The sequence below is a fragment of the Edaphobacter aggregans DSM 19364 genome, from assembly GCF_000745965.1.
Taxonomy (GTDB): Bacteria; Acidobacteriota; Terriglobia; order Terriglobales; family Acidobacteriaceae; genus Edaphobacter; species Edaphobacter aggregans.
The window spans coordinates 1-11,790 of record NZ_JQKI01000154.1 but is presented as its reverse complement, the minus strand read 5'-3'; the positions used below and the strand labels follow the sequence as shown (position 1 = coordinate 11,790).

Genomic DNA, 11,790 nt, shown 5'->3' with positions numbered 1-11,790 from the left:
CAGCCCGCCATCAAGATACCGCTTGCCGATCTGCCATACCGCCTTGGCGGAAAGCCCCAGGTTGGCTCCCACCGCAGGCGTGGACTGTCCCTGATCCAATTGACGCAAGGCCAAGGCGCGCAATGTCGTGCGTACCGACTGCAACCCGCCTCCTAACAACTGATCGATCTGCTGTCGATCTCGCTGCTTGAGTTCAATCTGAAGTCGTATGCCTCTGCTCACTCCCCAGATATACAGCCAGCACCAGAACCCAACAAGCGCCTACATTGGTTACCTATACATGCGGCCACAGTACTAGTGATCCGTACGAAGCGCTGTAGGTATTAAAGTAATGCAAGTAAATGCGGAACAGGACCGAGGCGAGTAGCCACAGAAGGCAACCAAATGCCGCACCTGGGGTCATCCACTGCCAACTGCGTCGCTCCTTCAAATTGGGGCCGGAATAATAAATCAAGGAGCAGGATATAGAAACGAACAGGATGGCAAGCGGCCATTGAATCGCCTTCCAAACAAAGACGACAACCGGGTGCAATTCCAGTCCCGTGCCTATCCAGCCGACAAAATGGTTGCCCGCCAATACCATGAGCAACGCTGTGAGAACAAGAATGGCGATCACCACTGTCAATCCCAGTGCTATGGTGCGAACTTTGAACCAGGCCCGAGCCTCGGGGACGTGGTAACTCAGGTTCAGAGCGGAAATCATGGACTGTACGCCACTGGAAGCGCTCCAGAGCGCAGCAACAATACCAAACGTCAGCTTTCTGCCGCTAGCATGAGCAGCCAGCTCATTGGCGATATGGCGCAAGATTTGGAACGCCGAGGGGGGAATTAGCTCTGCAAAATATGACATTAAATCGTTTTGAAGTTCGACTCTATGTGAGACGAACAGACCAAACAAAGTCATCAATAGCAGAATCAACGGGAAGAGAGCGAATAAGAAATAGAATGCCAGTTCGGATGCCCGTCCGAAAATATTGTTCGCCCTGATCTCCTCAAAAACATTGTGAACAAGTTGCCAAGGAGTCAGACCTCCCAGACTCCAAAGAGAATTGAATTGCTTCGCGGTGGTAGGCTGTTGTTTTGCCATTGACGCAGCCTGAAGGTCTTTGGCTCGCATTCTACTTAAGGCCTTGTACGGCAGTCGAAACAAGTCGGATCCCTCCAACGCCGACGGGGATCGTCTTTCCGATTCTGGCCACCCTCCGCCCCTTCCACAGAATCCAGATACAGAGCGCCAGCTCAAAGAGCATGGTCGGCATCTCGTACCAGCTTACGGAAACCACCGCTCCGAATCCGCGGTCGTTCAGATACGCGAACGCGCACACCCCTTCGAAAAGCGAGGCCAGCACGCCCCACGCCGCGAGGATTCTCGGGATGTATCTCGATTGGAAGAACAGCCAGCTAAACAGCAAGGTGCTCAGCGCGTAGAATGCCAAGCCGATGTAGTAAGCGTCCCAACCGGAGGCAAGCTGCAATCCCGCCAGCGCCTGCAACTGCTTTGATTCGAACGCCTGCAGCGACCCGCCTCCGTCCATGACGCGCAGAGCGCTGAACGAGCCGAGCACCTGAACGAACCACATCGTGACGTAAACGAATCTGGAGAACGCCGCGAACAATGCCAAGCCCCAATTGACGCCGGTGCCGCCCTTGGCAAAACCGGTCCCGTCGTACTTAAAGTCAAACGCGATGACATGCTTGCCCGGCGTCAGTACTTCCCGGCCTTCCCAGCGGAATTGTTCCGCAGTGAGCTGGACATAGGTGAAGACCAGCTCCCACTGTTAGCAAAAGCGGCATATAATTACTGACCATCAAACCTCGAAGGCCCTGCTCGTTACTACGGCATTCCATGACGGGTTTGAGAGGGTCTCCTACCTGGCCCCCCAAATCGGCCCCTGATACAAGGTTCATCCCGGGACCTCAATTAACGCTAGTTGTCAGCACCGCCGCCCACAGCTAACTTTTAGCCGACGGTGTGATCGGATCGGCATCTGGACCGATTCCGAGATAGCTCGCCAGCCGGTTTGTCCGGCTCAAAGGCGCAATTCCCAAAGAATCCAGACTGTATTCGGAGAGAAACCAATGAGACTCATCACCATCAAGACACGGCAGTTACTCTATCTTCCCGCGCTGATCCTTCTACTGGTCAGCTTCTCTCATGCCGCCGCGCCTACTAAAAAGTTCGAAGCCGGCAAGAAGGCCAAGGTCACTGGCACCATCGTGTCCCGCAACGGCGACTTGGTGACCGTCAAGGTGAAGAAGGAAAGCACATCAGCGATCGTTAACATCACTGACGACACCAAAATTGAACGCGAAAAGTCATTCAGGCTCCGCAAAGCGCACATGGACGTCACCGCCATGCTTCCGGGTTTGACTATATCGGTGGAAGGCGTTGGGAACAGCAAGGGTCAACTGGACGCCGGCAAGATTACTTTCAATCCTGACACTTTTGCCGTCGAAGTTGCCGAGGAGCAGCAGATCGAGGCCAACAAGTCTGCAGCGGCTAATGCGCAAGCCACAGCCAATCAAGGTGTCTCCGCAGCGGGCCAGGCGCAGGCCTCGGCGAACCAGGCGGGTCAACTGGCGGCTGCTGCGGGCGCCGGGGCCGTTATGGATGCTGAGGCAATCTCGCTTGTCAACAAACGAGTGTCAAACCTCGGTGACTATCAGACCGTAGTCGAAGCCGCACTCTTTTTCGATCCAGACCAATCAACCCTGTCAGCAGCGGATAAGAAAGCCTTGGACAAGCTTGCCACCGACGCAATGTCCACTCAGAACTACATGATAGAGATCGCCGGTTATGCCTCCAGCACGGGAACAAAAGCCCAAAACCAGAAGCTCAGTGACGAACGGGCTACCGCCGTCGCAGATTACCTGCGCAATTCGGCCAATGTGCCTATGCGGCGTATTCTGACGCCCGCTGGTTATGGAGCAACCCATGCAGCCGCACCAAACTCCGATCCCGAGGGACGGGACATCAACCGGCGTGTCGATGTAAAAGTGCTGGTCAACAAGGGTCTTGATCAAGCGATTTGATGGCGGGAAGAGGCCGCAGTGGAATGGCGAATGGCGCGTGCCGATGATGTCGTAAGGAGTCTCCGAATGAACGTGACACTCGGGAAGAAGATTCTGTCAGCTGCCTTGTGCGCCCCTATTATCGCAGTGACGACACCCATCGGCGCCTGTGCCGCTATGTTCTACCAGTCGCAACCAGCGGCGTCCGCGTCAGACTATTCGGGCCAGGGGGCCCCAATGACCGCTGCCGAGTTGCAGGGACTCGTGGCGCCCATCGCACTGTATCCGGATGCATTGGTGGCCCAGATTCTCAGTGCCGCAACGTTTCCGGACCAAGTTGCCATTGCCGACAACTGGCTCAAGACCAATAAGGCCCTCACTGGAACCGCACTGGCGCAGGCGGTCAATAAACAAACCTGGGACCCTAGCGTTAAGGCACTCACACAGTTCGCATCCGTCCTGGACAAGATGGCACAAAGCCTCGCCTGGACCTCGTCCCTCGGCGAGGCGTATCACAACCAGCAAGCCGATGTCATGAAAGCGGTGCAAGCCCTCCGTGCAGAAGCGAAGCAGGCAGGCAATCTCAAGTCCGGCCCTCAGATTACGGTAGTGCAGCAGTCCCCGCAGACCATCGTTATCCAGCCGACCAATCCTCAGATTGTCTATGTTCCGGAATACAACCCCACCGTGGTCTACGGCACTCCCGTAGCAACTCCGGGATACAGCACGACAGACATGGTCGCCACCGGAGTACTCGCCTTCGGTGCAGGTTTGGCGATCGGTGCAATGATGAGCGGCGGTTATGGTTGGGGATACAGCTACTGGGGCTGCAACTGGTACGGCGGAGCAGCTTATTATCACGGCGGTGCCTACTACGGTAACGCCGCTTGGCACGGCGGCTACTACGGCTCCAGTGCGTCCTACTACGGAGCCTACGGCAGCGCCCACGCCTCCGCTGGCTACAACCCCTCCACCGGCACGTATGCACGCGGCGCGTCGACGTCAACGGCATACGGCACGCAAAAGGTAGGACAGGCGTACAACCCATATACCGGAGCCTATGGCGCCACCCATCAGGGCTCCAACGCCTATTCGAACTGGGGAAGCTCCACCTACTCGAAGAACGGCCAGACCGTGGATACCCAGCATTATTCGAGTGCTGCAGGGTCTGTTGGGACAGCGGAGACTTCCAGTGGCAACAGGTACGCTGCCGCCAACGGCAACGTCTATAAGAACACCGGCGGCGGCTGGCAAAACACATCCGGTTCAGCATCGGCTGGAGCCCATGGTTGGGGCGACTCTTCCTCCGCCTACCATAACGACGCCAGTGGAAGCGGCAGGGGATCAACAGCGTTCAGCGGATTCTCTGGCGGAGGCGGTGGCGGTTGGCAATCGCGATCCTCAAGCGCACGCGGCTGGGGCAGTGGTGGGGGTGGTGGAGGCTGGGGCGGTCGCAGTGCCGGTGGTGGAGGCTGGGGCGGTGGTGGAGGGTTCCGTGGAGGAGGACGAAGATAAGTCTGGCGTGACCGGCACAGAGCGTTAGACGCGAACTGACTCTAGCTACACACTCCTGAACGTCCCCAGCAAGCAACAACCAATTACGTCACAGGGAGACCGCAATGTTAACGGTAGCGCTGAATCCTTCGATGAGTCTCTTTCGATTCTGGACGATGGCCGTTGTCCTGGCGGCATTCCTGCCACTCGTCGCTTGCAACACATCGAAAGCCCCGGCCCCTTCAGAGGCCCGCCCGAAAACATTCGCCACACCCGACGAAGCTGGTGCAGCGCTGGTCGCCGCCACAAAAGCGGACGATCGAAATGCGCTCCTTGCGATCTTTGGCCCAGGTGCCGCGGACCTTATCTTCTCCGGCGATGCCGTGCAGGACAAGCAGACGGCCGACCACTTCACAACTGCATATCAAACCATGAACCGCTGGCGCAAACAGACCGACGGCAGCGAGGTTCTCGTAGTCGGAGCCGACAATCATGCTTTCCCAATCCCGCTCGCGAAGAACAGCGGAGGACAGTGGTCCTTCGATACCGCGGCCGGGAAGGCCGAAATGCTCGCGCGGCGCATTGGAGACAATGAACTCGCGACCATCGACGTGATGAATGCGATGGCGGATGCCCAGGCCCAATACCTGGCTCAACGTCACGACGGCGTAAAACAGTATGCTCAAAAGTTCGTTAGTGACGAAGGAAAGCAGAACGGACTTTACTGGAAATCGGCCGAAGGAAAGCCTAGGAGCCCGTTGGGTCCGTTGGTAGCGTTCGCTTCCACAGAAGAATTCAACCCGCAGGCAGGACAGCAGCCATTTCATGGCTACTTCTATCGCATGCTCACAAAACAGGGCGCCGATGCCCGGGGCGGCGCGAAAGACTACATCGTCAACGGAAAGTTGACAGGAGGCTTCGCCTTCATCGCTTACCCTGAGAAGTACGGCGACACCGGTATCGCGACATTCATCATCAACCAGAATGGCGTCCTCTACGACAAGGACCTTGGCAACAGCACGACCGAAAATGCAGCGGCGGCGACAGAATTCAATCCTGACAAAACCTGGACAGCGGTGCCCGAATAGGAACTTGTGAGGACGCCACTCCGAAGTTCCTGCCCGCAACGCCCACGCCAAGAGCAATCCAACAGCGACAACACAAACGAACACGTAGCAAAAGGAGATCGCGCGATGAGCCAGAGCCACTTTACCCTCAGTTTCCCCCTGAAGTCGCCGGCGGACGCGAAGGCGATTGCGCAAGAGCTTCCACCTATGATGCCCAGCCTTTTCAAGGCCGAAGATACGATCGGTACCATTCATTACTCGCGCTTTACGGTGCTGAACGACAAGACCCTCCTTTTTCTTGGCGACTTCGACGGCGAATTCGGTCCGCTCATGGCCGATTTGGCAAAACACGCTGGGCCGGTGTTCGACGCCGTCTTCCAGCATGTCGAGAGTCCACCGCCGACCCCAGTCGCCGACAACGCAGACGCGTTCGTCGAATGGACGGCTGAACACCTTCTTAGTCCGTTGACCTATATTCACTGCCTACCCGGACGTGACAGTCAAGGAGATCAAGGCCATGGCGGCCGCCGCAGACGTCACCGGCGCCGGAGTACTCAATCCGTTTCTGATGATCCTACCGATCAAATCAAAACTTGCGTACACCGAGGTAGAACTGCTGCTGCGTGCGAGGGCGCACCGGACCCAGAAAGACTTGGCGACCGTCGGCACACCTCACTTCGCCCAGTTCGTGCCCCTCGGGAACCTCGAGGTGGGTTTCTTTACCGTGTATGACGGCTCCTTCGACACGGCCGGAACCCGGATAACTGGTATGTTAGCTGCCGGTCTTGGATTGTCTAGCGAGCGCATTGGCGATTTGCGATAGCTAAACAAACTGAATAGTCAATCTGGAATTCGCCGAGTTCCGGTTGGTTGTTAGCGGTCAGAACCCAAGGGCATGGCTTCGGTCATACCCTTCGTTCTGCCCATCGGCAGGGGTCAGAAACTACCCTCCGTCTTTGGAAGCGGATCAAGCGCGCGGGGCGCTCAGAAGGGAATCGAACAGACTCAGCTGACAATTCATGTCATGCGCCAGATACGGCTTGCATCCTAGAAGACTAAGGCCGGTGTCACGCTGCACTCAATTCGCGGACTGGCGACCCTTATTTTCAGCATTGTCCGCTTTTTCTGGAAGTCATTGCGCTGAAATAACGGACGTTTGCAGTCAAATCGCGGACGACGTTCGCGACGAAGTTTGTCCGCGATTTGAGAGAGAGAGAGTGCAGCGTGACAAGAGGATCCACGTAAGGCGCAGGAGTGGTGCAGCGACTGTGGATAGGGGTGGAAGTCGTGGAAAGCAGGCCCGATCGGGAATCCGGACGGACGGCGCTCACGGGAATACGGAGCACCTGCCTTCCCGATCGGAGAGCTGGTTGAGGGCGGCAGCGCCTGGGCCCTGGGGGTCCAGGATCGCCTTAATCCAGTCGATCGAGTCCTTGATCTTGAGCTGGGGCACTGGCTGGCTGGTGTCGCCGCTATCGACCCATTCGTTAATCCGGCGCAGCTGCCGTGGCGTCAGCTTCCAGCTCAGAGGCTGTTGCTCATTCTTCAGGGTATAGATGGGAAATACGATGTGATGGATCTCGACCTGGGGGAAGCCCTGCTCCAACAGGCAGAGCTCTCTTCTATTTCTCTTTGCGATGCTGACATGCCCTGCGTTCCACAGACCTTTTGGCGGAGCGGTGATCTGAGCGCCAATGGTCCAGTCGCTTGCTCGCGTGGCTTGATTGAACTCGCTGTCTTCTGACTCAGGCGACAGGTCGGCTCCATCGCGGATCTCGATGAGAAGAATCTTTCGCACGTGCGTCGCTGAGTCTGGTTTATCGAGCGCCGACTTCAGAAACTCGATGACAGATGCTGTGCCGTCGTTGTCAAAGTATCCGCCGTCGAGAAAGTGGTAGGCGTGGCGGGCATATGCGAGAGGAATGCGGGTTCCGGAAGAGACATAAGGAAAGGTGGCCGAGAGCCTGGCGGCAGTGGCTAATGGAAGGTCGGCAAACCCGAGTTTCTGGCAGGCCTTCTCCTGGTTGTTGCACTCATCGACCGGCTTTGTGCAATCTTCTCCGTTCTGTTCGCATCTCTCCTTTGCCTGTTTGATACAGGCCAGCTTCTCTGGGCCACACTCCTTGTCCTGGGCATAGACGTGGAGAAAGGACTCAGAGGGAATAAAATCATTCTCCCTTCTGTCCGGAAGGGGAGGGGGTGAGGGCACGTTGTAGTCGGAGAGGAGAAAGCGACCGCCCGTCTCCTCCGATGTGGTGTTGAAGGTAAAGGCAGGCATCTTGCCCTGCCGCAAAAGATCTGCGGCATTGTTAAGGCCGACGTTGTCTCCATCGATGTTGCCGCCATCTTTTTCGAGTCGCAGGATTGTATCGCCAGTGCTGCAGTTTATGTCACGAAGATTGCGGTTGAAGGCCTCTGCGAGCGCCCAACTGCGATCCGGGCCTTCGTTGCCGGGCCACGGTGTCGGAAGGGGCGAGAGCAGGAGTCGATAGAGATCGTAGTACGCAAGGCCCCATGCAACAGCTTCGAGACTGGAGCATGCTGGTGGAAGAGTGATTCTCTTATCCAATCCAGCACTGGTGAAAGCACCTGAAGGCAGTTGGTACTCCAGAAGGAAAGGCATAAGCCCGACGCTGCCCCCTGAAACGCCGCTGGCGAGCAAAAGATGGTCGTGGAAGGTATATGGGGAAGAGCGCCGGGCGAGCGAGGGATCGTTGGCGAAGGCGGTCTCGAGCTTGTACATGACTTGTGCGGTCCAGGCGGCAGCGTGAATCCCGCCGCCTGAAGCGGTCACGATGATGTAGGGCTCGTCCGGGGCCGTAGCGCGCATGGAGAAGACTTCAGCTGGAGTTGGCGCGGTAACGGGAGCTTTCAACGATTTGACGGCATAGTAATGCTCGCCACTCGTTGAGCTGACAAGTTTGGGGAGAAAGATAAGCAGTGAGGTGAAGACAACCACGGAGACCCGATAACGGTCCAGGAAAAAGCTCAAACCGGCGAGGAACCAAAGACTGAAGGTAGTGATGACCATGATGGAGGCGAGCGCAGGAAACGCAAACTCGAGGCGATTTGCAGGACCGTCGGGCCCAAGATTGAACCAGAAAAAAGAGAGAAAGAGAGCGAAGGCGACAAGGACAAAGAGAATCCTTATGTTTCGGCTGAGAGAGCCGGTTAAAGGCGCACTGAAGATGACACGAAGGAAGCTGATTAAGAGTACGACTGCAGCCACACCGAGGATGTAGAACGACATGTGGCGTGGGATGGGCGCTGTCGCCGGATAGAGGAAGACGTACAGAAGGAAGAAGCCAAGGAGAGAGACGGTGGAGAAAAAGTGCAGCTCCCACAAAGGCCCACCGGGCGCGTCGGCGTATCCGCTGCAGGATAGCTTGAGCAGGGGAAGCATCCAGTCATAAAGCCAGCGAACGCGAGGAGGCTTAAGCTCGCTGATTCGCGAGAATAGTCCATTGGGAGACTCGGGAAAGATGAGCGCAGAGGGATTCTTACGAGCGGCGACTGATCGATACGTCCAGTAATAAAAAATGGAGACGAGAAGCCAGAAGATCATTCCAAAGCCGAGTCCCGCGAGGAGGTTGAAGCCGATATATGGGAACTTCTTTATGACTTCTTCGTGCCGGGCGAGCCGATAGAGCCACCCGACGGTCAGGATTGTCGGCAGATGCACGACAATCAGCACAAGCCACATCGCGAGCGGTCCGGTGGAGCAAAGCGCGCTGTCCACAAGGTCGGGCGCCTGCGAGATGAAGCGGGCTGACCCATTCCGGACGATGTTTCGGGCCGTAATGAGAACGGTCATGTTGAGGGCAAGAACGAAAAAGGCAGCGTTATAAGCTTGCCAGCCGCTCTCCATGGTGAAGATACCGCGTGTAATGGAGGTGGTTTTGCCGGTGGCATCGAGGAAGATAAGCACCGGCAGGAAGAGCCAGGTGAGAATGCAGAAGCGAAGGAAGTAGATGTATTGAAGCCATCGCGATAGCTGTTGACGCATTGCTTGACCTCTCTCTTAGCCGTTCCAGAAGGCTGCGCGCTTTCTGTACCACGCCTTGTTGACGTCTGGAACCGTCTTCCTTGCGGAGCAGGCAGAGTAGTTGATTGACGCGTCGAGCGCCTGATCCTGTAGTTTTGCCAGATCGGTTTTGGTTATTCCACACAGAGGGTCCGGCAGCAGTCGTGCATCCCGCAGACTGCACGACTACTTTGTTGAAGATCGCATCGAGGCCCGCTTCCTGAGCGGCGGTTGCTCCTGCAACCGGCGGCTGAGGACATGCTGTTACAGCCGCAAGGCAACGGAGCAACAACGTAAGAAAACCAAGGGCAACGCGCATCAAAAGAAACTCCGTAACGCTCAACGATAGAGTTGTCGGCAAAGGCCGGAGATTAACTTTGGAGCCTGCTTGGGGAGTTCGGTCACAATAGCATGGTTGGAACAAAATTCAAGATATTTTTTGCAATCTTCAGGAGTCGCAAGTGTCAGGCCTGCGTGGCTCGACCTGACTGAGACGAAACGGAGCGCTGGACAGGGAGGTGGCGGTCGAGCCAGGCGATGGTACCGTCGGCGCACTTGGGCTGGAGGGGATGGAGTTTTGGTGGGCCCACCGGGACTCGAACCTGGAACCAAAGCTTTTTGCCACGGACCCTTGCTGGGAACTGCGCTTGCCTGCCAGAAGGATCTCGCATCTTCACTTGCGGACAACCGGTCTGCGTCAACAGCTAATAATGGAAAGCCACATGCCGACCACTCGTCCACGTGAATTGCTTTGGCGTTCTCATGGAGTGAGAACGCCATTTTGCATCGGTGAGAATTTCTGGTTCGAGTACATTCCGGTTGGTCGCTAGCCTCACCTTACGGATTATGGAAGGGTAACCGCTACACGGCCGGAACCCGGATAACTGGTATGTTAGCTGCCGGTCTTGGATTGTCTAGCGAGCGCCATTGGCGATTTGCGATAGCTAAACAAACTGAATAGTCAATCTGGAATTCGCCGAGTTCCGGTTGGTTTGTTAGCGGTCAGAACCCAAGGGCATGGCTTCGGTCATACCCTTCGTTCTGCCCATCGGCAGGGGTCAGAAACTACCCTCCGTCTTTGGAAGCGGATCAAGCGCGCGGGGCGCTCAGAAGGGAATCGAACAGACTCAGCTGACAATTCATGTCATGCGCCAGATGACGGCTTGCATCCTAGACGACTAAGGCCGGCGGCGCTGAGAGTTCAGCACCTGGTACTGCTCCTCGGAGACGATCAGCCAGATTCCTCCAGGACGGCCCATCTCCATCTCTCGAAGAAGCTGGCTTCGGTAAGCGTCAGACTTATCTTCGCCCCAGCATTCGTGCATCTCCAGGATCTTTCCTATCGGGTCGGTACGAAAAGTGAGCTTCAAGGGCAGGTGGGTCTTGAGGTCAGGCTTCAGGAACGAGATCTGATAGCCGTCACGGTTCTGGTAGTGCATGTAGACACGGTGCGTCGATGGCCGCTTCAGCTTGGTCATCGGTTCCATGAAGTACGTCATGGACAACGATTATAGTTTCGCTTTTGTTTCGCTTTCCATGCAGCCCTGATTCATCAGCTCCGCGTCTTGATCTGCCCCACCCACCAGTGTCAGTTCTGATAACGAAACCTGGGAGCTGGCGCAGTTCATGAAGCGGGTGGATTGGAGCGAATGGCGCGGGCTTTCTTCGAGCGACGCGGAAGCCGATCTCATTCGGTCCGGACGTATGTAGATTCAGAAGTCCCTGGCTGATGCTGGGTATGCTCCGAGATGAATCCCAAAGAGCAATAGCACCTCCCGCAACGGAGATGTTATGCTGGCACGATCAATATGTAAGTTATTGATTCCACGTCTGATAATGTAATTTATGTATAGTGGGCCTGTACGCGCAAAGTAGAAATGTCCGGTTTCTGCAAAGTTGAAATGTCCAAACTACCCTTCCGAAAGTGAGCTTCGGGAGGAAGAGATTGGGCTTAGTAACGATGAGCGGACGTGAACTGCAACGCATAGAGGTTCTTTCTGAGGTTTTGGCACGGCGGCGCACGGAGATTTCGGCCGCGGCGATTCTGGGACTCAGTACCAGGCAGACACGGCGGCTGCTGACGGCGTATCGCGACGGGGGTGGAGGTGCGCTGATCCACAAGGCTCGTGGTCGCACATCGAACAACCACCTTATCCCTGGGATTCGCGAGTATGTGCTCGAACTGGTACGGTC

The 11,790-nt window shown here is 56.4% G+C and carries 9 protein-coding genes and 2 pseudogenes; 6 read left to right on the top strand and 5 right to left on the bottom strand.

Annotation, left to right across the window (positions count from 1 at the left end; translation table 11 throughout):
* The 3 genes from Q363_RS46960 to Q363_RS27240 form a co-directional block, all read right to left on the bottom strand.
* The coding region (locus tag Q363_RS46960; protein WP_425387792.1) for a helix-turn-helix domain-containing protein at positions 1 to 222 on the bottom strand (222 nt) is incomplete at its 3' end.
* 52 nt (positions 223 to 274) lie between these two features.
* Positions 275 to 1,087 carry a YihY/virulence factor BrkB family protein gene (locus Q363_RS27245; RefSeq protein ID WP_169747153.1) on the bottom strand — a complete coding sequence of 271 codons (813 nt, stop codon included), beginning with the start codon at positions 1,085 to 1,087 and terminating at the stop codon, positions 275 to 277.
* Between the two features lie 31 nt (positions 1,088 to 1,118).
* Positions 1,119 to 1,622, bottom strand: coding sequence for a DUF4386 domain-containing protein (locus Q363_RS27240; RefSeq protein WP_211256379.1), 504 nt, complete (start codon positions 1,620 to 1,622; stop codon positions 1,119 to 1,121).
* Positions 1,623 to 2,079: 457 nt separating this feature from the next.
* Between Q363_RS27240 and Q363_RS27235 the strand changes: the two genes are divergently transcribed.
* The 4 genes from Q363_RS27235 to Q363_RS27220 all read left to right on the top strand — a co-directional run bounded on the left by Q363_RS27235 (position 2,080) and on the right by Q363_RS27220 (position 6,396).
* A complete protein-coding gene (locus Q363_RS27235) occupies positions 2,080 to 3,033 on the top strand; it encodes an OmpA family protein (RefSeq protein WP_035356989.1) in 954 nt (317 codons plus the stop codon).
* A gap of 66 nt (positions 3,034 to 3,099) precedes the next feature.
* A complete protein-coding gene (locus tag Q363_RS27230) occupies positions 3,100 to 4,527 on the top strand; it encodes a DUF3300 domain-containing protein (protein ID WP_035356987.1) in 1,428 nt (475 codons plus the stop codon).
* A 104-nt stretch (positions 4,528 to 4,631) separates the two neighbouring features.
* On the top strand, positions 4,632 to 5,594 hold the full coding sequence (locus Q363_RS27225; RefSeq protein WP_245632510.1) for a DUF2950 domain-containing protein: 963 nt from the start codon (positions 4,632 to 4,634) through the stop codon (positions 5,592 to 5,594).
* Between the two features lie 496 nt (positions 5,595 to 6,090).
* Entirely contained in the window at positions 6,091 to 6,396 is a 306-nt protein-coding gene (locus Q363_RS27220) for a hypothetical protein (RefSeq protein WP_035356985.1), read from the top strand.
* 504 nt (positions 6,397 to 6,900) lie between these two features.
* Here the strand turns inward: Q363_RS27220 and Q363_RS27215 are convergent.
* Positions 6,901 to 9,579: a hypothetical protein gene (locus Q363_RS27215; protein WP_035356984.1), complete on the bottom strand. Its 2,679-nt coding sequence runs from the start codon at positions 9,577 to 9,579 to the stop codon at positions 6,901 to 6,903.
* A 1,196-nt stretch (positions 9,580 to 10,775) separates the two neighbouring features.
* Positions 10,776 to 11,084: a hypothetical protein gene (locus tag Q363_RS27210; protein ID WP_157467663.1), complete on the bottom strand. Its 309-nt coding sequence runs from the start codon at positions 11,082 to 11,084 to the stop codon at positions 10,776 to 10,778.
* Between the two features lie 118 nt (positions 11,085 to 11,202).
* Here Q363_RS27210 and Q363_RS46955 point away from each other — a divergent pair.
* A pseudogene (locus Q363_RS46955) lies at positions 11,203 to 11,307 on the top strand (DUF7706 family protein); the annotation flags it as partial.
* A 235-nt stretch (positions 11,308 to 11,542) separates the two neighbouring features.
* Positions 11,543 to 11,790 (top strand): annotated as a pseudogene (locus Q363_RS43195) (hypothetical protein); the annotation flags it as partial.

Coding starts and splice junctions, on each gene's coding strand:
- Q363_RS27245 (WP_169747153.1), bottom strand. CDS start 1,087: ATGGCAAAACAACAGCCTACCACCGCGAAGCAATTCAATTCTCTTTGG.
- Q363_RS27235 (WP_035356989.1), top strand. CDS start 2,080: ATGAGACTCATCACCATCAAGACACGGCAGTTACTCTATCTTCCCGCG.
- Q363_RS27230 (WP_035356987.1), top strand. CDS start 3,100: ATGAACGTGACACTCGGGAAGAAGATTCTGTCAGCTGCCTTGTGCGCC.
- Q363_RS27225 (WP_245632510.1), top strand. CDS start 4,632: ATGTTAACGGTAGCGCTGAATCCTTCGATGAGTCTCTTTCGATTCTGG.
- Q363_RS27220 (WP_035356985.1), top strand. CDS start 6,091: ATGGCGGCCGCCGCAGACGTCACCGGCGCCGGAGTACTCAATCCGTTT.
- Q363_RS27215 (WP_035356984.1), bottom strand. CDS start 9,579: ATGCGTCAACAGCTATCGCGATGGCTTCAATACATCTACTTCCTTCGC.
- Q363_RS27210 (WP_157467663.1), bottom strand. CDS start 11,084: ATGGAACCGATGACCAAGCTGAAGCGGCCATCGACGCACCGTGTCTAC.